The organism is Paenibacillus plantiphilus, from assembly GCF_927798095.1.
Taxonomy (GTDB): Bacteria; Bacillota; Bacilli; order Paenibacillales; family Paenibacillaceae; genus Paenibacillus_Z; species Paenibacillus_Z plantiphilus.
Genome location: NZ_CAKMMF010000015.1, coordinates 45,647 through 70,210, shown reverse-complemented (window position 1 = coordinate 70,210; position 24,564 = coordinate 45,647). Strand labels below are relative to the sequence as shown.

Here is a 24,564-nt window from a genome sequence, read left to right as displayed (position 1 = left end):
CCTGATTTTGCCGCGCATACTTCTATATTCATGGAACACAATGAAGGCAATACATATTAAAAGGTGTGAGTATAATGGCGGCTCTCGGGCGAGTTGGATTTGCTGTATGGCTGTTGTTGGCCCTTTTACTTCTATCGGGATGTAATGGCAGCCAAAAGGAAGTGAAGGAAACGGATCTTCTGCATATCAAATCCAAAGAAGGACCGCATGCGAAGAAGGTCATTCTGATTCTCGTGGATTCCCTCATGTATCAGGCGCTCGATGCGGGAATAGCGCAGCAGAAGCTGCCTACATTAAAGCTTCTCATTGACAACGGCCAGTACTACAAGGATGTCGTAAGCTCGTTTCCAACGATGTCCGTCACGATCGACAGTTCCCTAATGACCGGGACTTACCCCGATCAGCACCACATTCCCGGGCTGGCCTGGTATTCTGCTGATATGCAGAGGGAGATTAATTACGGTACAGGCCCGATGGAAATTATGCGAAAGGGAGTGAAGGATGTTGTACGGGACGGGCTGCTTCACTTGAACAGTCGTGATCTCAATCCCGACGCAGCTACGATCTATGAGGAGTTGAGTAGGAAGGGGCTCAAGAGTGGTTCTATTAATGGACTTATCTATCGAGGGCCGGTGAAGCATACACTAAGTATCCCGGGGTGGCTGGGCAAAGCTGCATCTTTGCCGGAAACGATCCCAGTCAAGGGACCGAATTATCTATCGTTCGGCTCGTTATCGAATCCGCTTGACGGCTTGCTGCAGCTGCCGGACTCGCTTGCCAAGCGATTGGGATTTAATAATGAGTTTGCTATTGGAACAGCGGCCTACTTAATCCGCAACAATAAGCTGCCTGATTTTCTATATGTTTATTTGCCCGATCTTGATCAGGAGCTTCATAAGAAGGGACCTTCCTCTATGAAAGGTCTGGTGAAGCTGGATAAGCAGCTGCATGATTTGCTGCAAGCATTCGGATCACCGGAAGCAGCGAGGGATCAAGCGGCTGTTATGATTGTTGGCGATAGCGGCATGAGTCAGCTGCGGCCTGCAAGGGAACGCTCTGTTATTGACTTGACCACCCTCTATAGCCGCTATAACAGCTTGCACCCTGGTGACCGAGTGACGAAGGATACGGAGCTTGTGTTTGCCGTCAATGAAACGATGGCTTATGTGTACAAGCTCCATACGGAGGCGTCAATGCGCCAACTGGCAGACGAGGTTGGAGCGGATCGCCGTGTCGATCTCATTGCATGGAAAGAGGACGGATGGATCAACGTGACGCAAGGGGGAGCTCGGACAGCATTTCAATACAAAGCTGGAGGGAAAACCGTTGACCAGTACGGTCAAGCATGGACATTCAGCGGAGATAAAGCGCTGCTGGATCTGCATATGGAACGGAACGATAACGGGCTCCGCTACGGCAAATACCCCGATGCGCTTAGACGGATATATGGCGCTCTACAGTCTCATAAAGGGCAGTTTCTCGTTGTAACCGCCAAGGAGGGTTATGAGCTGAAAGGGCATAGCTCGCCTACGCATGCGGGCGGAGGCGGGCATGGTTCCCTTCATGAGACCGAGTCTTTAATCCCATTAATTATTTGGGGGGTCGAAGAGAAGCCAGCATTTAGGCGTATCGTTGATATTAAAGCCTATATAGAGCGCATTCTGATGAATAATTAGTCTCCAGTAGCGCCTTCTGCTTTACTTTTCAAATTTCTGTTATATAATGACGGATGAAACAACTATCATTTCTTCTGAACCTGCCAGGGGCGTGGGATCACTTCAATGTGATCCTGCGCCTCTTTTGAATGGAATCAGGACCATTTAAGGAGAGATGATCATGCTAGAGGAGCCGGGATTCCGATCCCAAGAACGATTCATTATTATTCAGGCTGATGATTATGGAATATCTCCGTATGCGAATAAGGGGATTGAGGACATGTTTCTCAGCCGTTCCATCACTTCTGCGTCTATTATGATGCCCTGCACCTGGGCAGCGGAAGCGGCTGTTTTCTGTGCGCAGAACGCGCATATCAATGTACAAGGATGGTAGGAGTCCCGCTATTGCAATATAATAGCATTGAGGGAGTGATTTGATTTGTTGGCAACGATGAAACGAAATGAGTTTGAAACGATGGAGGACCAGACGCTGTGTTCGGCTTGCTTTGCACCCTTGATCAGTGCGTTTAAGAATCTGCGGGTAAGCGGGGGAGACGAGAGGGCATTCTATGGCAGTCTTACAGACGGTCAGCAGGCATTATTTATGTTCCGGATTTACTACGATCATGCTATTCAATCGCCGGAGGAATTGTATTGGCGCAGCGCTTATTACCATGCACAGCCTGCCATCTGGTCATCGTTGAAGAACACGCTTCCCCTTATAGGAGAACTGGGGATTCTGCAGCTCGTTGAGGAGATAGAAGGATTTCTCGTCGGAAGGGACTATGCAAGAAGCTTGGACTGCTTCGATGCAACTGTTCAAGATCTTGAGCATGATCCGGAATTGCTATCGTCCTTCAACGCCTTCTACGGCCGGCTTCAGCTGGTTACTTCCAGCTCGTTCACTAGTCTAGCCGGATATATACGTACGCATGCCAATGATTTTATGCAACTGACCAATGAATCATATTGATTTCCGAACCGCCCGCGAGGGCGGTTTTATTGTATTCGCAACGTCACCCTTGAAGTTGGCGTTTATATTGTGCCAATGTAATGGCGGAGTTGGATGCAGCCGTTCACGAGGAGGACGGACCATTTAGCTGGTACTCCCGCAGTGCTAGGCGGAAACGTCGAAAAGGGCTTGATAAAACTTTGATGTTTCGTTTTATTCTAGCTTGCTTCTTGACATCGTGCCTGCAGGTGTCCAGGCGGTCAATGTTTTTATCAATCTTCTCTCTAAGCATAATGATGAATCCGATTGCTATATGCGCGCGTGCCAGCTCATCGAGATCGGCGGCGAGAGCTTCACTAAGCTCCCCAAAGCTATAGGTTGGCAGACTATTTTCCACGAAAAAAACCTCTGGTGTGAAATCCTCGCGATAATCCTGTCCAGGCACTTGTTCCCAGAAATAATTCCATTCCTGCAGTTGTCCGGTTTCATACAACAGGTACTTAAGAAACCCGCACAACCAAGCCGTACAGCTTGTGTTGCGAAGCTGACATCCGAGACCATTCACAAGATGCCGGCAGCCATTGCAGCAGGAGCCGCCATTGGCAATACAGACTTTACATATATGCTCGGAGCCAGCCTCCTGCAGAGCACGAATGCCGAGATCAATGACGGATAGTCTGCTGATTTGGTGCATCTCTGAAGAGATTTCGTTGGAGGCTTGCGAATTGGGATGGGATGGATTGCTTTTCATAATGCTTGACATTCGCGCTCACTCCTTGTTTAATAATAAGAATCAAATATTCAGATATTTGAATATATATAAAGCATTATACTGAAGTTACAATCGAATGACAAACCCGACTCTAGCTGGTATCTTTTGCACAATGCTACGATTTAAGTATGCTATTATATTCATATATTCAGTAGTTTACCCAAGGGAGCATACGCCATGAATCATAATGTGGGCATTCAACAATTTAAAGCCGATTTCTTTAAAGCATTAGCTCATCCGATGAGAATACGAATTCTTGAAGTTCTTGGTGAAGGCGATAAAAATGTAAATGAACTGCAACAAATACTCGGGTCGGAAGGTTCTGCCGTATCGCAGCAATTGTCTATATTGCGCAATAAAAATATAGTCTATGGTTTAAAAGATGGAACATCGGTCATTTACTCCTTGCGGGACCCGCTCATTAAAGAGCTGCTGGCAGTTGCAAAGCGAATCTTTGATAATCATCTTGTAGATGCCATTTCATTGCTGGAAGTGATTCGGAATGAGCCATATAACGAGAAAGGCGTCCGCGAGTAATTCGCTGGATCGCCTTTTTTAATTCGGAAGCAACGTTTAGAAACATTTTCACTTGATTAAAATATATGTATGCGATATATTGCATACAAAGGAGTGGGTGGAATGCCGATCCCGACAAGTTATTCGACTCCGGCGAGAGTGTCTGCTAAAGAACGAGCATTGTCACAAATCCAGAGGTGGATTATTGACGGAACACTGCAGCCTGGCGAGAAGCTGGTTGACGCTGAGCTGGCGGAGGCGCTTGGAGTCTCCAGAACACCCGTCAGGGAGGCTTTGCAGCTGCTTGAGGTACAGGGGCTGGTGGAAATGCATCCGGGAAGAGATACTAGGGTGCAAACCATTGAAAAAGATGACATCCTCAAAATGTATACGACACTTGCAGCGCTTCACGCATTAGCTGCCGAGACTGCTTCTACGCTAATTCGCCCGGAAGAGATCGAGCTGCTAAGAGGGCTTAATGCCGAGTTTGCCGCAGCGATTGAGAATGGACAGCCCTATCGGGCGATGGAGATTGATGAACAGCTCCACAATCTCATCGTTGAAGTGTCTGACAACTCTTATGTGGCTGCCTTCAGCGCATCGCTGCAAATCCATATCAGAAGGTTCAAGTATGTATTTTTGGCACAGCCCGTCTCAGCAACCGCAGCATCAGTTGAAGAGCATGCCGCGATCATTAAAGTATTGGAGCAGGGAGATCATGAAGCTGCCGCATCCGTGATGAAGCAAAATCTGCTCAGACCGATGCGCGAGCTGCACGCAATCTTAAATGCAAGAGGGGAGCAATCAAAATGACGGACAAGAGAGATTTGAGAATCCGCAGCAAGGTGATCAGCGAGGGCGTCAATCGAGTGCCGAACAGGGCCATGCTAAGGGCGGTAGGCTTCAAGGATGAGGATTTCAAGAAGCCGATGATCGGAGTCGCCAGCACATGGAGTGAAGTAACCCCTTGCAATATCCATATTGATGAGCTGGCAAGGGAAGCCAAGAGAGGTGTGCAGGCCGGTGGAGGGGCTCCGCTAATTTTCAACACCATTACGGTTTCGGATGGCATTTCTATGGGGCATGAGGGCATGCTCTTCTCGCTGCCCAGTCGTGAGATTATTGCGGATTCCATCGAAATCGTCACAAATGCCGAACGTTTCGACGGACTGGTAGCAATCGGCGGCTGTGACAAGAATACGCCTGCTTGTCTCATGGCAATCGGTCGAATGAATCTGCCGTCGATCTATGTGTATGGCGGTACAATCCAGCCCGGCAAGCTGAACGGCAAGGATGTCAACATCGTGACCGCCTTCGAAGCTGTTGGCCTATACCATGACGGGAAGCTTGACGCCGACGAATTGCATGAAATTGAATGTCATGTATGTCCGGGCGCTGGAGCTTGCGGAGGAATGTACACGGCGAATACGATGGCTTCGGCTGCTGAGGCGCTGGGCATGAGCCTGCCGGGGTCCTCCTCTACCGCCGCTATTGCAACGAACAAGTCAGCAGAGTGTGCGGAGGCTGGGGCAATGGTGGTACAACTGCTGGAGAAAGGGATCTATCCTCACGACATCATGACGAAGCAAGCATTCGAGAATGCGATCACGGTCATTATGGCGCTTGGCGGCTCAACGAATGCATTCCTTCATCTATTGGCTATCGCACACGCTGTTGAGGTTGATCTTACGATCGATGATTTCGAGCGCATTCGCAAAAAAGTGCCGCATCTCGCCAATTTGAAGCCAAGCGGCGCATATATGATGCAGGATCTCAATGATGCGGGAGGCGTTCCTGCCGTCATGAAGCTGCTTCTGGAGCAAGGCTTGCTGCATGGAGATTGCTTGACCGTCACAGGTCGGACGATTGCAGAGAATCTTGCTCAAGTGCAGTCGTTAGCACAACATCAGGATGTCGTCAGACCATTCGACAATCCGCTGAAGCCAAGCGGTCCTCTCGTTCTGCTGAAGGGCAATCTCGCTCCCGAGGGAGCTGTGGCGAAGATGTCGGGTTTGAAAGTGCTTCGGTTTACGGGGCCTGCCCGTGTATATAACAGCGAGGAAGAAGCAACGCAAGCGATTATGGAGGATCAGATTCGCAAAGGCGATGTGCTGGTCATCCGCTACGCAGGTCCCAAAGGCGGACCTGGAATGCCGGAAATGCTCTCGGTTACAGCGATGATAGTAGGGAAAGGTCTTGGCGAGGACGTTGCTCTGCTCACGGATGGCAGATTCTCGGGAGGCTCGCATGGTTTCGTTGTGGGACATGTTGCGCCTGAAGCGCAGGTCGGAGGACCTATTGCGTTATTGCAGGAGGGTGATATTATCACCATTGACAGTGAAACACAAGAGATTCATATGAATGTTTCTGCTGCACAGCTGGAGGAAAGAGCAGCGAGCTGGATCGAACCGCCTCTTAAATACCGATCAGGAGTGCTGGCCAAATACGCAAAACTCGTCTCTTCCGCCTCCAAAGGAGCAGTAACAGATCTCTGCTAAATAGATATTGCATGCTGGATATGAGCCTTTATGGAAAGATAGTTCCATAGAGGCTTTTTTGCTATAGCCTAACATGCAATACTATATCACATAAAAAGGTAAAATATTGCTGCTTTAAAAGTCTGATAGAGGGGGGATAGGGGCAGTCGGATGACTGCGCTCAGCCGCACGATACTCATTCATTAAAAAGGAGAGAAATGATGATTAAAAACAAGGTTATAAGTCTGGCTGCTGCTGCATTATTGCTCCTGACAAGCATGGCGTTCTCCCATCCTGCGCCTGTTGACGCAAAAGGGGAGTCCACTGTCCCTATTCAATATCCCGACGAAATTGTCGTCAAATTCAAACCGGGCAGCGATGTCCCTCAACTTAAGGGAACAGAGCCCCGGGCAGAGCAAGGGGCTGGAGTAACATTCGAGGCATTCCCGGACTTGACGTTTAACCGTCTGTTCAGCCTTGCCGATGAGCAAGTGAAAGGGATTGAAAGCTCGATTACAGTATTTGATCTCTACTTCAAGGTTCCTGTTCCTAAGAATGGCAATGCGGATGAGCTGATAAAAAGGCTGAGCGCATACGAGCTTGTATCCGAGGCTTATCTCAAGCCTCAGCCGGTAGAACCGCCAACAGTCGTATTGCTGCCCAATACGACACCGGTTCAACCACTTAATGATCCCTATTACACATTCCAGGGCTATGCCAGTTCGGCAGCCCCTCAAGGTCATGATGCTCCTTATGCATGGCAATATGAAGGCGGCGACGGCAAGGGAATAAGCTGGGTCGATGTTGAGCAGGGCTGGGCATTTGGCCATGAGGACTTGGCGGCGCACAACATTCAGATGCTTCCAGGAGGCTTGAATGCTGCTTACCACAGTCACGGAACAGGGGTGCTAGGCGTGGTCTCCTCTGTAGATAACGCTCTCGGAACTCTCGGATTTACGAGCAAAGCAACGCCAATGGTTTCCTCCCAGCACCGGTCTGCCGGCGGATATAGTACATCGGAAGCGATTTTGTCCGCCGCCAACGCGCTTCAGGCCGGCGATGTGATTCTGCTTGAAGCGCAAGCAGGCTACAGCACGGCAAGCGGTTATGTTCCGGTCGAAGTATACCCCGATACATTCGATGCGATCAGGTATGCGGTAGATCGCGGCATTACTGTCATTGAAGCAGCCGGCAACGGCTCCGTAAATTTGGATACATTCCAGACAACAGCCGGCAAGTATGTTTTGAACCGGACGAGCCCTGATTTCAAGGACTCCGGCGCTATATTGGTGGGTGCTGTATCCAACACAGCGCCTCATACACGGTTGTCTTTCTCCAACTATGGCAACCGGATCGACGTCAATAGCTGGGGGCAGTCTGTTTATACACTGGATGCAGCCAACAGCAGTTCGACGACGGGCTACCAGAGCTATTTCAGCGGCACTTCCTCAGCTTCGTCCATCATAACGGCGAATGCGATATCGATACAAGGAATTGCCAAGGCTGAGTTCGGCACGGCCTATTCGACGACTCAGCTGCGCGCTCTATTAAGCGACCCGACGCTTAACACTTCGTCTAGCAATCCTTCGACTGACAAAGTCGGCTACATGCCGAATTTGAAAAACATCATAGACAATCTGCCTGTGCCGTTCATCGATACAATAGCACCAAGCCAGCCGCTGAATTTGATCTCGCCGAGCAAAACGTCTACGAGCATCAGCCTTGCATGGGATGCTTCAACGGATAATGTGGGTGTTACCCATTATGAAATATTACGGGATTCGGTGTCGATCGCTACAACGGTTTCAACCAGCTTTACCGATACGGGGCTAAGCGCAGGCCAGGCTTATGTGTATACGGTCAAAGCAGTTGATGCGGCGAACAATAAATCGTTGCCGAGCAGCCTCTACATCTCCACCAACTCTGGCAATACGGTAACCGTCTACTACAAGAAGGGCTTTGCAACGCCATACATCCATTATCGCCCAGCGGGAGGAACATGGACGACTGTGCCAGGGGTGGCCATGCCGGCCTCAGAGGTTGCCGGATATAACAAATTTACAGTGAATATCGGTACGGCTACGAGTCTGGAAGCGGTATTCAACAATGGCAGCGGCACATGGGACAACAATGGAGGCAGCAACTATTTCTTCCCTGTAGGCACATCTACATTCAAGTCGGGAACGATTACTTCCGGTGTTCCAGTGACGAATACGGTGACGATTTACTACAAACGAGGCTTTGCAACACCTTACATCCACTGGCGTCCAGAGGGAGGAACATGGACAGCTGTGCCTGGACAAGCCATGGCAAACTCAGAGGTAGCAGGCTACAGCAAGATCACGCTGGCAATCGATAGCGCCATCCGTGCAGAGGTATGCTTCAACAACGGCAGCGGAACGTGGGACAGCAACGGAGGCAGCAACTATTTCTTCAATGCGGGCACATCTACCTTTAATAGCGGAACGATAACCTCAGGAACACCCTAGCAGTTTTTAATAACTCGTATACATGCTCATTTTAACGCCTCGATTCTTCCAATATGGAATTAACGAGGCGTTCTTTATATTAATGACAATAAAAGTAAAATAAACGAGGGAGGTCCTTGGTCCTATCGTCAAATTTTTGAAGGGGCATTGATACAGCTTGGTTAATTAACATTAATAGGAAATAAGAAATTTATTTAAAAGATTAAAGAAAAGGGGTGAGAGTCGTTAAAATAATTAGAATATAATTGATGTATGCGATTACATGGCTTTTGACTGATAGAAAGGCTGTATTTATAGTAAATATAGGCATTGTTAGCTTGCCTACTAAAAAAATACAAGAACAAAGGAGAGAAATGATGATTAGAAGAGGATTGTTAAGCTTTATTGTGTTCACTGTTGTATTCACGTCGGTCGTCGCGTTCGGCCATGCGCCTGCAAGTGCGAGTGGTGACAGGGAAGTCAGTGTGAGCAACATATTTGACAGCCTGGATGTTGAAGAAATCGTTGTTAAATTCAAGTCGGGTGTCAATGTGCCGTATCAGGACGGAATTCAACGTGAGCTCAAGGCCAAAAAGGATAGCGGGCTTGACAGCACATTCTCCGATTTTCCAGATTTGAAGGTAAACCGCTTGTTCCACATTATTGATAAAGAAGCCAAAAGCACAGACCATGCGAAGGCTGTCTTCCAGAATTACTACACGGTTCCCGTTCCGAAAGGAGCGGATGCCGGGAAGCTGTTGAAGAAGCTGAATCAATCCAAGCTGGTGGAGGTGGCCTATCCGAAGCCGATTCCGGTTGAAGATCCATCGCTCGCGTCCAACACAACGCCGGTTCTGCCAAGCAATGATCCCAATTATAGCTTCCAGGGCTATGCTAATGCGGCTTCGCAAGGCATCAATGCCCCTTATGCATGGCAATACGAGGGCGGCGATGGGAAAGGAATTTCCTATGTTGACGTCGAGAGGGGCTGGGCGCTGGGTCATGAGGATCTGGCAGCTCATAGTGTAACGTTCCTTCCAGGCGGAACAAACATAGCGACATCAGCGAACCATGGCACAGCTGTCTTGGGCGTGATCTCCGCTGTTGACAACACGATTGGAAATATTGGACTGGCCAGCAAGGCGCAGCCGATGGTATCCTCCTGGGTGCGTGGAGGCGGATCGAATATTGCGGAAGCGATCATTGTCGCTGCCGATGCGCTCGAAGCTGGAGATGTTATCCTGATCGAGATCCAAACGACACATGGCAATGCCAGCGGCTATGTGCCAGTCGAGGTCTATGCAGCTGAATTCGATGCAATCAAATATGCCGTCAACAATGGCATTTCTGTAGTGGCAGCAGCCGGCAACGGCTCGGTGAATCTGGATACCTTCCAGGACTATAGCGGCAAATATGTTCTAAATCGGACGAGTCCTGATTTCAAGGATTCCGGCGCTATTATGGTAGGTGCGGCATCCGATACGGTTCCTCATACTCGGATGTATTTCTCCAACTACGGCAGCCGCATTGATGCTTATGGCTGGGGAACCGGTGTTCATACTCTTGCAGCTACGGATACCACTTCCACGACGGGCTATCAATCCAGCTTTAGCGGGACATCCTCTGCATCGCCAATCGTAACAGCGGCGGCAATTTCCCTGCAAGGGATCGCCAAGGCGGAATTCGGAGTCACTTACTCGCCTACTCAGTTAAGGGAAATATTAAGAGATTCCACTCTTAATACGCCGTCCAGCAGTCCTTCAACGGACAAGATCGGCTACCTCCCGAATCTGAAAAACATCATAGACAATCTGCCTGTACCGTTCATCGATACGGTAGCGCCAACCCAGCCGCTGAATTTGATCTCCCCAAGCAAAACGGCAACGAGCATCAGTCTCGCATGGGACGCGTCAACAGATAATGTGGGTGTTGACCACTATGAGATATTGCGCGATACGGTGCCAATCGCGACAACGACATCAACGAGCTACACGGCTACGGGATTGGATGCAGGTCACGCATACGTCTTTACGGTTAAAGCGGTCGATGCCGCGAATAACAAATCGTTGCCGAGCAGCCTTTATATCTTTACCGATACCGGAAATTCAGTAACGGTCTACTATAAGAAGGGCTTTGCAACGCCATACATCCACTATCGTCCTGCCGGTGGAACGTGGACGACAGCACCGGGAACGGCCATGCCGGCCTCAGAGGTTGCCGGATATAACAAATTTACGGTGAATATCGGTTCGGCTACGAGTCTGGAAGCGGTATTCAACAACGGCAGCGGCACATGGGACAACAATGGCGGCAGCAACTATATTTTCGGGACTGGCATATCTACGTTTACTGCCGGTACTATTACTTCCGGTCCGCCGATGACGGCTACAGTAACGATTTATTACAAACATGGCTTTAGCACGCCATACATCCATTGGCGTCCTGAGGGTGGAACGTGGACGACCGCGCCAGGAGATGTCATGACGATCTCCGAGGTGCCGGGCTACAGCAAAATTACGCTGGCAGTCGGCAGTGCATCCCGTGCAGAGGTATGCTTCAACAACGGCAGCGGAACGTGGGACAGCAATGGGGGAAGCAATTATTTCATCAATACGGGTACCTACACTTTTGACAGTGGAACGATAACGGCCGGAACTCCTTAACGAATAGTAGATTTCCATCACAAATATTAGAGCGTATCCCTCCTTTGCCATCCACGCTGGAAGGCAAAGGGGAATTCATATGCGAGCAGGGAGAGTAGGAAATCTAAGAGGCTGCTTTCTTCAAAAATTGCTAGGAAAAAGGAGAGAAATAGTATGATTAGAAACGGATTGTTAAGCCTTGTTATGTTCGCACTTGTATTCACGTCTTTCGCAGCTGTCGGCAATGCGCCTGTCCTCGCAAGCGAGGATAAAGAGGTTAAGGAATACAAGTCAACAAAACATTTGGATGCGGAAGAAATCATAGTCAAATTCAAGCCGGGAGTCAATCTACCCTATGAAGACGGGGCTGAGCGCGAGCTCGCGGCTAAGAAGGACAATGCATTAAACGATGTGCTGTCAGAGTTCCCAGACTTAAAGCTCAATCGCTTATTTCATATTTTTGACAAACAATCGAAGGTGAAAGAGGATCAGGCAAAGGCTGTCTTCCATAATTACTACACGATACCTGTGCCAAAAGGCGCGGATATAGAGAAGCTGTTGGAGAAGCTGAATAATTCCAAGCTGGTGGAGGAGGCATATCCGAAAACGGAGGTTCAAACGCCTACGCTCGCGTCCAACTCAACACCGGTTCAGCCGAGCGATGATCCGGCGTATATCTTCCAAGGCTATGCGAATGCGGCTGCTCAAGGCATCAATGCTCCTTATGCATGGCAGTATGAGGGCGGCGATGGCAAAGGAATCTCCTATGTTGATATGGAGATGGGCTGGGCGCTGAATCATGAGGATCTAGCTGCACACAGCATACCGCTGCTGTCAGGCAGCACCAATGTATCTTCTTCAGCAAATCATGGAACAGCTGTATTGGGCGTCATTTCCGGCGTTGATAACGCATTAGGCAATATTGGACTCGCTAGCAAGGCACAGCCGATGGTGTCCTCTTGGATACGCACAGCAACAGGAGGGGGCACGAATATTGCGGAAGCGATTATTGTCGGCGCTGATGCCCTCGATGCAGGAGATGTTATTTTGCTGGAGGTTCAAGTGTCAGGAAATGCTCCAAGCTGGCTGCCTGTTGAGACTTGGGCGGCAGAATTCGATGCGATTCGATATGCGATCGGCCGTGGCATTACAGTTGTTGAAGCAGCTGGGAATGGCGCGGTGAATCTGGATACTTACCAGTCCTACAGCGGGAAATATGTACTGAACAAGACGAGTCCTGACTTTAAGGAATCCGGTGCAATTATGGTAGGCGCCGCATCCGATACAGTACCGCACACGCGGATGTCTTTCTCCAACTATGGAACCCGTGTTGATGCCTATGGCTGGGGAACAGGGGTGTATACGCTTGCAGCTACAGATATCTATTCCACGACAGGGTATCAATCCAGTTTCAACGGAACATCCTCTGCATCTCCGATCGTAACTGCAGCTGCTATTTCTCTGCAAGGCATTGCCAAAGCGGAATTTGGCGTCACTTATTCGCCTACCCAGCTGAGGGAAATATTAAGAGATCCGATTCTTAATACACCTTCCAGCAGTCCTTCAACGGATAAGATCGGCAACCTGCCGAACTTGAAGAACATTATCGATAATCTGCCTGTACCATTCGTCGATACAATTGCTCCAAGCCAGCCGGGGAACTTCACCTCGCCAAGCCAAACGGCATCGAGCATTAATCTGGTGTGGGATATTTCAACGGACAATGTTGCCGTAGACCATTATGAAATATGGCGCAACTCGGTATTGATTGCATCAACGCCAAACAACTTTTATGCGGACATGGGGTTAAGTCCATCTACAACTTACAATTACACGGTCAAAGCGGTAGACGCGGCGAATAATAAATCGTTGCCAAGTAGTCTCGTTGCTACTACCTCCAGCAGCTATACAGCAACAATTTACTATAAGAAGGGCTTCTCAACGCCTTACATCCACTATCGTCCAGCTGGCGGGGCGTGGACGACTGCACCGGGAGTGGCAATGCCATCCTCCGAGCTGGCCGGCTATAACAAAATAACGGTAAATATCGGATCGGCGACGAGCCTTGAGGCGGTATTCAACAACGGCAGCGGAACGTGGGACAACAATGGCGGCAGCAACTATATTTTCGGGACCGGCATATCTACATTTACTGCCGGAACGATTACTTCCGGCCCGCCGATGACGGCTACAGTAACGATTTATTACAAGCATGGCTTTAGCACACCATACATCCATTGGCGTCCTGAGGGCGGAACTTGGACAACAGCGCCAGGAGATGCCATGACGATCTCCGAGGTGCCGGGCTACAGCAAAATTACGCTGGCAGTCGGCAGCGCAGCTCGTGCAGAGGTCTGCTTCAACAACGGCAGCGGAACGTGGGACAGCAACGGAGGAAGCAACTATTTCTTCAATACGGGCACGTCTACCTTTGACAGCGGAACGATTACTTCCGGAACGCCCTAGAATGATCTAACTGCTCATACATGCTGCTAGTGCAGCAAACAATCAAAGCAGCCTTATTTCCTACTCGGAATGAGGCTGCTTTGATCTATATATCTCATCAGCTCTGATATGCCATTTCATTATGGATGCTGCTGCATCAAGACCTAGAATAACGGGTTTCATCTAGTAGTCATGACTACTAGATGAAACCCGTTATGTTTAACTATTATGCCCAGTTAGCGTAGTGTGGTATAGTTTGGCAACCATTCCGTACAAGCATCTGCACGTAATTGCAGCTCATTGTACAGCATCCCGGCATGGTAACCGTCGCAAACGGCATGATGGAATTGTCCTGATAATGGCAACAGTGACAGCGGTATGAAGCATAACTAATAAAGGTGTGCCTGCTGTTCCAGCTTTTGGTATAATGTTGCAAGCAGCAGTTGGAAGGGGCGCGAGGTAAAGCTATGAAAAGAATAATGTTTACCGGCGGAGGCTCAGCCGGACATGTCACCGTTAATATCGCCTTGATTCCTCGGTTTCTGGAGGAGGGCTGGTCGGTGGAATATATCGGCTCCCATGAAGGCATTGAGCGGGAGCTTATCTCCGCGATTCCGAATGTTCCTTATTATCCAATTGCAACAGGCAAGTTCAGAAGATATATAGACTGGCAGAATGTGAAGGACCCGTTCAAAGTTGTGAAGGGCGTGCTGCAGGCTTACCGGCTGATTCGCAAACGCAGGCCGAGCGTTATTTTCTCCAAGGGCGGCTTTGTTTCTGTGCCTGTTGTGCTGGGTGCCTGGTTGAACAAGGTTCCCGTGATCATTCACGAATCAGATATTACTCCAGGGCTGGCGAATCGAATTTCAATCCCGTTTGCCGCAGCTGTATGCACCACTTTCCCGGAGACAGCAGCTCACTTGAACAGAGACAAGTGCCATCATGTAGGGGCAATTATTCGCGAGGATATTCGCAGTGGAAGCGCAGCTAAGGGAAAGGCATTCTGCGGATTTACGAATGAGAAGCCGGTTCTGCTAATTATGGGCGGCAGCCTTGGCGCTCGCAAAATTAATAAGACGATCAGGCAGGCGCTGTCCCGTCTTGTTGAACGCTTCCAAATTGTGCATCTCTGCGGCAAAGGCGGAGTCGACACCGGAATCTCTCATCCTGATTACAGGCAGTATGAATATATCAATGAAGGGCTGACGGATGTTCTCGCTATGAGCGATTTGATCGTGTCTCGCGCTGGTTCGAATTCTATCTTTGAATTTCTATCCTTGAACAAGCCGATGCTCTTAATTCCTTTAACCAAGGAGCAGAGCAGAGGAGATCAAATATTGAATGCCCGTTCTTTCGAGAATTCCGGCTTCTGTGAAGTACTGTATGAGGAGCAGATGACAGCGGATACGTTAATAGATGCGATTCAGCATCTCTTTCATAACCGCAAGCGCTACACCGCTGCCATGAGCGAGAGGGAAGCAGCGGATACGCTTCCTGTTGTATATGAACTGATAACAGGAGCTGCTAAGCAGTGGAACGACAAGTAATTGGAGGAGTAGCTCATGTCTGCCAATCATTCTGTTGACGGCATTATCGATTACAAATGGTCTGGAAGCATGAATATGTATGTAGATGAACCTCATATTGAAGTCGTCGCAGAGGTGATTGTTGGCCAGTACGGGGGGAATTCTTCCGCAGGCGCGAATAAGAATGAGGATGCGGCATTGGTATGGGTACATCAGGATCGAAGCTGGGAATTTGTCATGCTCCTGGATGCTCATCATTCGTCGCAGAGCGCCGATTATATGCTTCAGATGCTGGAATCGAGGCGGACAGCGATTATCCATCTTCTTAACAGCCCTGCTGCAAACGTGTTTCAAGCGCTGCATGATGACCTACTTGCATTCTTCACATCGGAAGCATTTCTGAGTGGATGCAGGGAACTGACGGGAGAGACCTCCTGTATGCTTTGTGTCCGAAGAGGCGCTTACTTGTGGTGGTTTAATGTTGGTGACTGTCTGGTTCATCTGCTCCATCCGGAGCTAATGAGGTTCGGGCAGACTGCCCTTAATCAAAGAAGCTTCTATGAATGGGTAGGGAATGTCAATACATTTGACAAATCGGTGCCAGGCTACTCAACCGGTGTTCGCGAGCTTAGAGAGGGGCGGCATGTTGTGCTGCTGACGACGGATGGCATATTGGAGCTGGAGAACGGCTTGCAAGAGCATTATGGCAAATTATATGAAAGAGAGCTTGCCTCAGCTGTCCATGAGCTGTTGACCAGCGCCCATCAACACGGAATCAAAGACAGCGCCACTATGATTGCTTGGTCTGTTGCGGCAGCGGATCATACGCATATGCCAAGCTACCCGTCTGACGGGTAGTATAACGCTTCTTTCGCAGGGAGTGAAAGCGAGCGAAGCGGCCTTTGGGTCCGTATGCGTGCAGCTTCGAGGCTGTCCCATGAGTAGCAACCTACTATGGGGTGGCCTTATTTTGCGTTGCCGGAACCGTCTGAGGACTGCAAGCTATCGAGAAATGAAAGATATGCCTGTTCCTATCGGAAATTTTAAGTGTCTTTTGCACAATTAACAGAAAAAGTAAGTTCGAGCTAGATTCGCCCAGATTGAAGCTGATGTCTGCGGTTACATGCTGTTTGACTGTTAGGAGAATCTATAATAATAGTTAATTATGGTAGTCTTTGCATAGTTGACAAATCAGACAGGAGCTAGCTGCAAAGATTAGCGGCAATTATAATCTAAATAGAGAGAGGGAGAGAAATGATGGTAACAAGGAAAATTTTCAACCTCGTGATGTCCGCTGTCGTATTCCTGTCAACCACCGCTTTTGTCAATGTGCCTGTATGGGCCAACGGGGAACAACCGCCCTATCCAGAGGAAGCTGATCAAATCGTCGTTAAATTCAAGCCGGATGTGTCGCTTCCTTATGAAGACGGGGTCGAGCCAGAAGTATTGGAACAAGGAGACATACCTTTAGCGGGTGTGTTCGCTGCGTTCCCGGACCTGAAGTTTAATCGGCTGTTCAGCATTTATGATTCACCATCCCATGGAACGGACAACCCCACTGATGTTTTTCATCAATATTTCACTATTCCGGTTCCTGCGGGTGCAGACCAAGGCAAGCTGCTTCAGCAATTAAAGCAATCCTCTCTGATTGAGGCAGCTTATATGAAGCCCAAGCCTGTGGAGGATCCTGCTGTAGACTTTGATTCCAATACGACACCCGTTCAATCCGGCGATGATCCTTACTTTTCTTTGCAGAAATATTTTCATGTAGCGCCCCAAGGTCATGATGCTCCTTATGCATGGCAATTCGAGGGAGGAGATGGCAAAGGAATTCGATGGGTGGACGTTGAACGTGGCTGGGCATTGGGCCATGAGGACCTTGCTGCTCACCAAATTCCAATGCTGCCTGGCAGCACGAACTATCCAAGCTCGTCCGATCATGGGACAGCAGTGCTGGGAGTTGTATCTGCTGTTGATAATACAATAGGAACTATCGGGCTTGCGAATAAAGCGAAGCCAATGGTATCCTCAACGATCCGTGCGGTCGGCGGCTATAATATTGCGGAGGCTATCATCGTTGCAGCTGACGCTCTGCAGGCCGGTGATGTTATTCTGTTGGAGGTGCAAACAACCTATAGCACCGCCAGCGGCTATGTTCCTATTGAGGTATATCCAGCAGAGTTCGACGCGATCCGCTATGCAGTGAACAAGGGAGTTACTGTCGTTGAGGCAGCTGGCAATGGTTCCGTGGATCTCGATGCCTTCCAGGATTGGGACGGGAAATATGTGTTGAACCGCAATAGCCCAGGCTTTAAGGATTCCGGTGCAATTATGGTCGGCGCATCTTCATCCTCTGTCCCGCATACGCGATTGTCCTTCTCCAACTATGGGACCCGCATTGACACGAACAGTTGGGGCTACAATGTGTATACGCTGGCGGCGGCCAATCCCAATTCGACGACAGGCTATCAAGGCGGTTTCTCCGGAACCTCTTCAGCGTCGTCTGTTATAACAGCTACCGTAATTTCGCTCCAAGGCATCGCGAAGGCGCAATTCGGCATACCGTATACACCGGATGCAGTTCGCAGCTTATTAAGCAATCCAGCCTATAATACGCCAACAAACAATCCGGTCTCTGACCTCATTGGCTATTTGCCCGATATGAAGAAGCTAATCGATAATCTGTCAGCTCCTGTAATTGATCGAACACCACCAAGCGTGCCGGCTAATCTTGTGCTTGGAGACAAGTCATCCCGTACAGCTACGCTTGCATGGTCAGCCTCAACGGATAATGTGCGCGTCGTCCATTATGAAATATGGAGAGGCAATAGCAAGCTTGGAACGTCATTGACAACGAGCTTTACAGATTCGGGTCTAACAGCTAGTACCGCATATAGTTATATGGTTAAAGCAGTAGATGCTGCGGGCAATATATCGGCGGCAAGCTCCGTTCTCACAGTCACAACAGATATCGCAAAAGAAGTGACGGTTTACTACAAGCAAGGTTACGGCACGCCTTATATTCATTATCGACCGGCAGGAGGGAGCTGGACGACACCGCCAGGCGTTGCTATGTCGACCTCAGAAGTGCCTGGTTATAATAAGCTTACCGTTGATGTTGGTTCTGCGAATGGCTTGGAAGCTGTATTCAATGACGGCAACGGCAATTGGGACAATAACTATGAGAATAACTTTCATTTCCCGCTCGGCGTCTCAACCTTCGATAGCGGGTTCATCACTTCTGGCGCACCAGCAGCCAATATCGTTACCGTATATTATAAGCAGGGCTATACTTCGCCACATATTCATTATCGACCTGCCGGGGGAACGTGGACGAATTCGCCAGGTGACGTCATGCCTGCATCAGAGGTGCCAGGCTACAACAAAGCGATCATTAACGTCGGCTCCGCGAGTGGTCTGGAAGCAGTATTTAACAACGGCAGCGGGACTTGGGACAACAACAATGGCAATAACTATTATTTCCCGTTAGGGGCCTCTACTATTGTTTCAGGAACTATCGTTGCAGGAGCTCCTGTAGTCCATTCAGCAACGATTTATTACAAGCGGGGATTTGCCACGCCTTACATTCACTGGCGTCCTGAGGGAGGCAGCTGGACTAGCATTCCGGGTCAAGTTATGCAGAACTCAGAGGTTGCAGGCTACAGCAAAATTACGTTATCGCTAGGAAGCGCTAATCGCGCGGAGGTCTGCTTCAACAACGGGAGCGGGTCATGGGATAGCAACTACGGCAGCAATTATTGGTTCAACGCAGGAACCTCTTCCTTGAACAATGGAAGCATCACCTCTGGAACGCCTCAATAAGGTTTGCTGAAGCAGAACAGCCCCATTCCATATAGTTGGAATAGGGCTGTTCTGCGCCTATTGGATAGCCTGCAATAAACGGCGGATTATTGCATCTGAATGACAATTTTATGTTCCTTCTGCCTCCAGTCGACCGCCGCGCCGAGAGTCTCGCTTATGAATCGAAGCGGCAAATATGCTGTGCCATTGACCGTGAAAGGCTTGCTCGGCATCTTGGAAGGCTTGTTATTGATCAGATATTACATCCTGAGTAAAGACGAACCTGCTTGGAAAAAAGTTGCATGAGACAGCCAGAAATCCGCCAATAGTGGAAATCGAATAGAGGGAAAAAGTATAATAGGTTTACTTTAGAAGAAATGAGACAGGTGAAAAAATGGAAGAGATACGCATCCTGGTAGTCGATGATGAGAAAGAGATCAGAGAGCTAGTGAAGAAGTATTTGGAGAGAGAACAATATGTGGTGGATTCAGCCGCCGACGGAGATGAAGCGATGACTCTATTCCTACGGCACAGGTACAATCTTGTTATTATGGACCTGATGATGCCCAAGATGGATGGAATTGAGCTGTGCAGAAGAATTCGCAATGCATCCAACATCCCTATTCTCATGCTTACTGCCAAGGATCAGGAGCTGGACAAGATTCTCGGCTTAAGCATGGGAGCAGATGATTATATGACCAAGCCTTTCAGCATTCATGAACTAGTGGCCAGAATCAAGGCGCAATTAAGGAGGTTTATGGTTCTGGGAAGCGAGGGCAGGGCAGCACAAGAGGACACGCCGCTCCAGTTCAATCGGTTAACGATTGATCCCAAGAAGCATATCGTCTTGAAGGCGGGAGTGGAAATTTCACTTACGGCCAAGGAATTCGAGCTTTTGAAATTTTTGGCATCCCATCCTGAGCAGGTATTCACCAAGACACAGCTTTTCCGTCAAGTGTGGGACAGCAATTTCATCGAGGATGACAACACCGTCATGGTACATATCAGGAAGCTTAGATTAAAAATCGAAGATGCGCCCTCTAATCCTGCTTTCATCGTGACCGTGTGGGGAATCGGGTATAAGTTTGCAGGTGAACGCCATGCTGCGCGATAAAAGCCTGCTGCTCTACAGCTTGCAAATCATTGTCGTTGCCGCTCTCGTACTCGCGGGAATGGAGCAGGAGCCCCAAGCCGTTCTGATGTGGGGGTTATTGGCTGCATTTCTGGCAATAACAGGATGCTTATTTGCGATGAGATTTCAATATAACGCAAGGCTAAAGACGATAATAGCGGACCTTGGACGCGCCAATACAGGCAATTTGAACACCCGACTGTTAGCGAAGGATGAACCATTATTTAACGAAATTATATTCGCAATCAATTTGCTTATTGAACAATGGTCCAGGGAGCAAGTCCTGTCGATTCAATCCGAGGCTGCGAGAAAGAGTCTGTTGTCAAGTATTTCCCATGATATTCGAACACCGCTCACCTCCATTGTCGGCTATGTCGATGCTCTAAAAGATGATATAGCAGCTTCCGAGGTCGAGAAGCAAGCGTATGTGGAGATTTTGTCCAATAAGGCCGGCGCTCTGAAGGGGTTGATCGATGAGCTGTTTCATATGGTCAAGCTGGATGCGGATGAAATACCGATGAAGCCGGAGGCATTGGATCTGGCAGAGATTGCAAGAGAAACACTTATCGAGTTTCTGCCCCTGCTGAACAAATACGATATTGCTCTAGAGGCGGATGTCCCGGATGAGAAATGCTGGATTGTGGCGGATCGGATCAGTCTGCTTCGAATTATTGGCAATTTGCTCAAAAATGCAGTGCAGCATGGGCGAGACGGGAAGGTGCTAGGCATAACGCTAACGGCTGGCAAATCAGACTATCAGCTTCATGTATGGGATAAGGGCGCAGGGATCGTCGAGGCTGATCGGCTGAAAGTGTTCCAGCGCATGTATCGCGGCGACCATTCAAGAAATCCGCAGAGTGGAGGAAGCGGTCTGGGGCTTGCTATCGCCCAAGCGCTTGCACACAAGAATGAAGCAGAGATCGCCGTTGAAAGCGAACCAGGCATCAAAACAACCTTTACTTTGACCATTAAGAAGGCTGCACAGTTAAGAATGAATTAAGAACTTGTTAAGAGGCATATAAAAACTCCTGCTTATGATAGTACTATGAGCTCTCATTACAATAACCAAGAGCAGGAGGCAGAGGATGACGATGAACACGAACGCGATCATACGAACGATTGGCTTAACGAAGGCTTATGGTAACGATATCGCTGTAGACAAGCTTAACATGCAAGTAAAGCAAGGTCAGATCTATGGCTTCCTGGGGCAAAATGGCGCAGGCAAAACAACGGCCATCCGCATGCTGCTAGGCTTAATCAAACCGACTGAGGGACAGATTGAGATTTTCGGAGAAGCGATGCCCCATAATCAAAGGGAAATACTTCGACGTGTTGGTGCGATTGTCGAAACCCCAGGCTTATACGCGAATCTGAATGCCAGAGAGAATCTGCTCATCAACGCAAGACTGATGGGCGTTCACAAGAAGAACGCAATCGAGGAAGCTTTGGAGATCGTCGGCCTTCATCATGAAACGAAGAAGCTGGCTGGACAATATTCGCTTGGCATGAAGCAGCGGCTTGGGATCGCAAGAGCGATTCTTCATCATCCCGAGCTGCTCATACTGGATGAGCCTACGAATGGTCTCGATCCCGTCGGAATTAAAGAAATACGCAAGCTGATCGCCTCATTGGCTGCAGAGAGAGGGATAACCGTTCTGGTCTCCAGCCATATCCTGTCCGAGGTAGAGCAGCTGGCTGATCGAATTGGCATCATTCATCGGGGCAAGCTGCTGGAAGAGATTGCGATGGAGGAATTGAGGAATAGAAATCGCAGATTTCTTGAATTCCATGTGTCGAATGAGAATAAAGCCGCGTTGCTCCTGGAGCGGCACTTAAATATCTTCGACTATGAAGTGCTCGGGGAAGGCAAGCTGCGCATATATTCGCACATCGGGCAGCAGAACCAAATAAACAAGCTATTGGTCGAGAGTGGTATTGAAGTGTCCGGCATCGCGCTAAGCGAAGACAAATTAGAAGACTATTTCGTCCAATTGATAGGCGGTGGGACGATTGGTTAATTTATTGTATACGGAACTATTAAAGCTGAAACGTGCTAAAATGTTAATCGTCAGCATGTTCGGTGCGGCGGCGGCGCCTATTATGGTTTTCATTGGTTTCCTGGATATGAAAGCCAAGAAGCCGGATACACCCATTCACATCGAAGAAGTGTTCTATAACACCAATCTTTACATCCTTCTTCTGATCGGCACGCTTCTCTATGGGGTCATAACGGCGTATCTGTTCAACCGCGAGCATGAGGAAGATACGCTCAAGAACCTGCTTACGATCCCGGTATCAAGAATCGGCATTATAACCAGCAAATTAGTGCTGCTATTCTTCTGGATCATGGCACTCACGATCACAGCATGGCTTCTGACACTTGGTCTGGCGCTTATCGGGCAATTTGAAGGGATTCGCATCCCGATTTTACTTCAAACCTTTAAACAATTTATAATAGGAGGCAGTCTGCTATTCTTATTGTCAACGCCTACGATGTTCATATGCTTCGTGTTCAAAAATTATGTGCCCTCGATCATCTTCACAGCTGTCATAACGATGGGCAACGTAGCGCTGGCGAACAGGGAATACAAGGCTTTGAATCCATGGTCTGCTGTACAAGTCATTGCCAATCATGATGTCGTCCCACAGTATCCGCTCTATTATTCCTATGCCGTCATACTGCTGACCGCTGTCATTGGATTCATTGCAACTGTCGTTTATTTCAAAAAAACAGACATTCATTAAGAAATCAGGATGAAAGTGGAGGTTATTGTTTTGAATGATTATATTAACGCCATCATTATGGGAATTGTCGAAGGATTAACAGAGTTTCTGCCCGTATCGTCTACAGGACATATGATTTTAACGGGAGAGCTGTTGAACTTCAAAGGAGACCTTGCCAACACGTTCAAGGTTGTTGTTCAGCTTGGTGCGGTGCTTGCGGTGCTTGTGCTTTATTGGAGGAGATTTATCGGCTTTATGAACATTACGCCAACCGCGCTCAAACGGCCTGGCATTAATATTTTTCATATTGGCATCGCCCTCATTCCATTCGGTATCGTCGGAGTTACGATCTATGGCTACTTGAAGAAGCATCTATTCGGACCTACACCGGTGCTCATCGGGCTGATCGCGGGCGGTATTCTCATGATCGTCGCAGACAGAGTGCGCAAACGTGTAAGCGCAGAGACGATGGATGATATTACATACAAGCAAGCGCTTGGAATTGGGCTATTCCAATGTTTTTCGGTATGGCCTGGTTTCTCTCGCTCCGGCTCTACCATCTCAGGCGGCATGCTCATAGGTACAAGCCAGAAAGCAGCGGCGGAATTTACTTTTATTATTTCGGTGCCGATTATGTTCGCTGCATCCGCCTATGATCTGTACAAAAGCCGTGATTTTCTTACAGCAAGCGACATTCCGTTGTTTCTTGTCGGATTGGTTGCGGCATTTGTCGTTGCGATGATTGCCATCGTCACCTTCCTGAACATTATCAAGCGTCTGCGATTGTCATGGTTCGCCTATTACCGGTTTGTATTGGCGATTGTATTCTTCGTCATTCTTTATTTGTAGAAGTTTGTCGCAGGCAGACAGGCAGGCAGGCATAACAGCAAGGCTATGAATGAGGCAGGAGTTGATATGGTGTGAACGATAAAACCTTTACGCTCGCTGAAGCGAATGCGCTGCTTCCACAGTTGAAGGCAGATTTGCAAAGGCTTCAGGCATTGGCAGATCAATATGAGCGGCTATACCGCGAACTGCAAAGAAGAAGGGCGCAAGAAGGGGCATCTTCCCTAAGAGAGGATGTCAAAAACAATGTTAATGGCATTAATGATGGGGATGATCCGTTCTTTGAGCTGGAAGGCAGGCTGGATTTTCTACGGCTTGAGGTTGATATGGAAGTAGCGAATTTCACCCGCAAAGGCGTACTTCTGAAAATGATCTCGCCTGGGCTAATCGATTTCCCTGCCGTGCTGGACGGGGAGAATGTACTGATCTGTTGGAAGGAAGGGGAAGAGCGCATCACCCATTATCACAGCTGGGATGAAGGATTTAGGGGACGGAAATCTCATCCGGAGGCGTAATTTCGCTGGTGAATGATAGTTAACGAAATTAATAATTAATGCTGCGATTTAATTTGCGGCGTGTGAATTCTGACTTGCCGAATGGCGATCTAT

The 24,564-nt window shown here is 48.7% G+C and carries 20 protein-coding genes and 1 pseudogene; 18 read left to right on the top strand and 3 right to left on the bottom strand.

What is annotated here, in order from left to right:
* The first annotated feature begins 74 nt into the window (after positions 1-74).
* The 3 genes from L6H65_RS14385 to L6H65_RS14375 all read left to right on the top strand — a co-directional run bounded on the left by L6H65_RS14385 (position 75) and on the right by L6H65_RS14375 (position 2,628).
* On the top strand, positions 75-1,676 hold the full coding sequence (locus L6H65_RS14385) for an alkaline phosphatase family protein (protein WP_236343295.1): 1,602 nt from the start codon (positions 75-77) through the stop codon (positions 1,674-1,676).
* Between the two features lie 160 nt (positions 1,677-1,836).
* Positions 1,837-2,049, top strand: a complete 213-nt coding sequence (locus L6H65_RS14380) for a ChbG/HpnK family deacetylase (protein WP_236343294.1) — start codon at positions 1,837-1,839, stop codon at positions 2,047-2,049.
* A gap of 48 nt (positions 2,050-2,097) precedes the next feature.
* Positions 2,098-2,628 (top strand): hypothetical protein, encoded by a 531-nt coding sequence (locus L6H65_RS14375; RefSeq protein ID WP_236343293.1) that lies wholly within the window; start codon positions 2,098-2,100, stop codon positions 2,626-2,628.
* A gap of 103 nt (positions 2,629-2,731) precedes the next feature.
* Here the strand turns inward: L6H65_RS14375 and L6H65_RS14370 are convergent, their stop codons facing one another.
* Positions 2,732-3,370 (bottom strand): hypothetical protein, encoded by a 639-nt coding sequence (locus L6H65_RS14370; RefSeq protein ID WP_236343292.1) that lies wholly within the window; start codon positions 3,368-3,370, stop codon positions 2,732-2,734.
* 186 nt (positions 3,371-3,556) lie between these two features.
* Between L6H65_RS14370 and L6H65_RS14365 the strand changes: the two genes are divergently transcribed.
* The 6 genes from L6H65_RS14365 to L6H65_RS14340 all read left to right on the top strand — a co-directional run bounded on the left by L6H65_RS14365 (position 3,557) and on the right by L6H65_RS14340 (position 13,948).
* Positions 3,557-3,916, top strand: a complete 360-nt coding sequence (locus L6H65_RS14365) for an ArsR/SmtB family transcription factor (protein ID WP_236343291.1) — start codon at positions 3,557-3,559, stop codon at positions 3,914-3,916.
* A 102-nt stretch (positions 3,917-4,018) separates the two neighbouring features.
* Positions 4,019-4,708, top strand: coding sequence for a GntR family transcriptional regulator (locus tag L6H65_RS14360; RefSeq protein ID WP_236343290.1), 690 nt, complete (start codon positions 4,019-4,021; stop codon positions 4,706-4,708).
* Positions 4,705-6,393 (top strand): dihydroxy-acid dehydratase, encoded by a 1,689-nt coding sequence (ilvD, locus tag L6H65_RS14355; protein ID WP_236343289.1) that lies wholly within the window; start codon positions 4,705-4,707, stop codon positions 6,391-6,393. The genes L6H65_RS14360 and ilvD overlap by 4 nt, the downstream gene beginning before the upstream one ends.
* Before the next feature lie 197 nt (positions 6,394-6,590).
* Positions 6,591-8,861 carry a carbohydrate binding domain-containing protein gene (locus L6H65_RS14350; protein ID WP_236343288.1) on the top strand — a complete coding sequence of 757 codons (2,271 nt, stop codon included), beginning with the start codon at positions 6,591-6,593 and terminating at the stop codon, positions 8,859-8,861.
* A gap of 353 nt (positions 8,862-9,214) precedes the next feature.
* Positions 9,215-11,503: a carbohydrate binding domain-containing protein gene (locus tag L6H65_RS14345; RefSeq protein WP_236343287.1), complete on the top strand. Its 2,289-nt coding sequence runs from the start codon at positions 9,215-9,217 to the stop codon at positions 11,501-11,503.
* 153 nt (positions 11,504-11,656) lie between these two features.
* Entirely contained in the window at positions 11,657-13,948 is a 2,292-nt protein-coding gene (locus L6H65_RS14340) for a carbohydrate binding domain-containing protein (RefSeq protein ID WP_236343286.1), read from the top strand.
* Between the two features lie 215 nt (positions 13,949-14,163).
* On the opposite strand, the pseudogene L6H65_RS14335 reads toward L6H65_RS14340, so the two are convergent.
* Positions 14,164-14,295: pseudogene (locus L6H65_RS14335) on the bottom strand (CatA-like O-acetyltransferase); the annotation flags it as partial.
* 99 nt (positions 14,296-14,394) lie between these two features.
* Here L6H65_RS14335 and murG point away from each other — a divergent pair.
* The 3 genes from murG to L6H65_RS14320 all read left to right on the top strand — a co-directional run bounded on the left by murG (position 14,395) and on the right by L6H65_RS14320 (position 19,275).
* On the top strand, positions 14,395-15,474 hold the full coding sequence (gene murG / locus L6H65_RS14330) for an undecaprenyldiphospho-muramoylpentapeptide beta-N-acetylglucosaminyltransferase (RefSeq protein WP_236343285.1): 1,080 nt from the start codon (positions 14,395-14,397) through the stop codon (positions 15,472-15,474).
* 15 nt (positions 15,475-15,489) lie between these two features.
* Complete coding sequence (locus L6H65_RS14325) at positions 15,490-16,311, top strand: PP2C family serine/threonine-protein phosphatase (RefSeq protein ID WP_236343284.1); 822 nt, start codon at positions 15,490-15,492, stop codon at positions 16,309-16,311.
* A gap of 396 nt (positions 16,312-16,707) precedes the next feature.
* On the top strand, positions 16,708-19,275 hold the full coding sequence (locus tag L6H65_RS14320; protein WP_236343283.1) for a carbohydrate binding domain-containing protein: 2,568 nt from the start codon (positions 16,708-16,710) through the stop codon (positions 19,273-19,275).
* An 86-nt stretch (positions 19,276-19,361) separates the two neighbouring features.
* Here L6H65_RS14320 and L6H65_RS14315 read toward each other — a convergent pair whose 3' ends face one another.
* The gene (locus L6H65_RS14315) at positions 19,362-19,508 is read right to left on the bottom strand and encodes a stalk domain-containing protein (RefSeq protein ID WP_290370432.1); all 147 of its coding nucleotides are present in this window, start codon (positions 19,506-19,508) and stop codon (positions 19,362-19,364) included.
* Positions 19,509-19,648: 140 nt separating this feature from the next.
* On the opposite strand from L6H65_RS14315, the gene L6H65_RS14310 reads away from it, so the two are divergent.
* The 6 genes from L6H65_RS14310 to L6H65_RS14285 all read left to right on the top strand — a co-directional run bounded on the left by L6H65_RS14310 (position 19,649) and on the right by L6H65_RS14285 (position 24,471).
* Positions 19,649-20,368: a response regulator transcription factor gene (locus tag L6H65_RS14310; protein WP_236343281.1), complete on the top strand. Its 720-nt coding sequence runs from the start codon at positions 19,649-19,651 to the stop codon at positions 20,366-20,368.
* Entirely contained in the window at positions 20,355-21,386 is a 1,032-nt protein-coding gene (locus L6H65_RS14305; RefSeq protein WP_236343280.1) for a sensor histidine kinase, read from the top strand. Before L6H65_RS14310 ends, L6H65_RS14305 begins: the two co-directional genes overlap by 14 nt.
* A 91-nt stretch (positions 21,387-21,477) precedes the next feature.
* Positions 21,478-22,404: an ABC transporter ATP-binding protein gene (locus tag L6H65_RS14300; RefSeq protein WP_236343360.1), complete on the top strand. Its 927-nt coding sequence runs from the start codon at positions 21,478-21,480 to the stop codon at positions 22,402-22,404.
* The gene (locus tag L6H65_RS14295; protein WP_290370431.1) at positions 22,397-23,131 is read left to right on the top strand and encodes an ABC transporter permease; all 735 of its coding nucleotides are present in this window, start codon (positions 22,397-22,399) and stop codon (positions 23,129-23,131) included. The genes L6H65_RS14300 and L6H65_RS14295 overlap by 8 nt, the downstream gene beginning before the upstream one ends.
* Positions 23,132-23,161: 30 nt before the next feature.
* Positions 23,162-23,959, top strand: coding sequence for an undecaprenyl-diphosphate phosphatase (locus L6H65_RS14290; RefSeq protein WP_236343279.1), 798 nt, complete (start codon positions 23,162-23,164; stop codon positions 23,957-23,959).
* A gap of 71 nt (positions 23,960-24,030) precedes the next feature.
* Positions 24,031-24,471, top strand: a complete 441-nt coding sequence (locus tag L6H65_RS14285) for a DUF2203 domain-containing protein (RefSeq protein ID WP_236343278.1) — start codon at positions 24,031-24,033, stop codon at positions 24,469-24,471.
* Positions 24,472-24,564 lie beyond the last annotated feature (93 nt).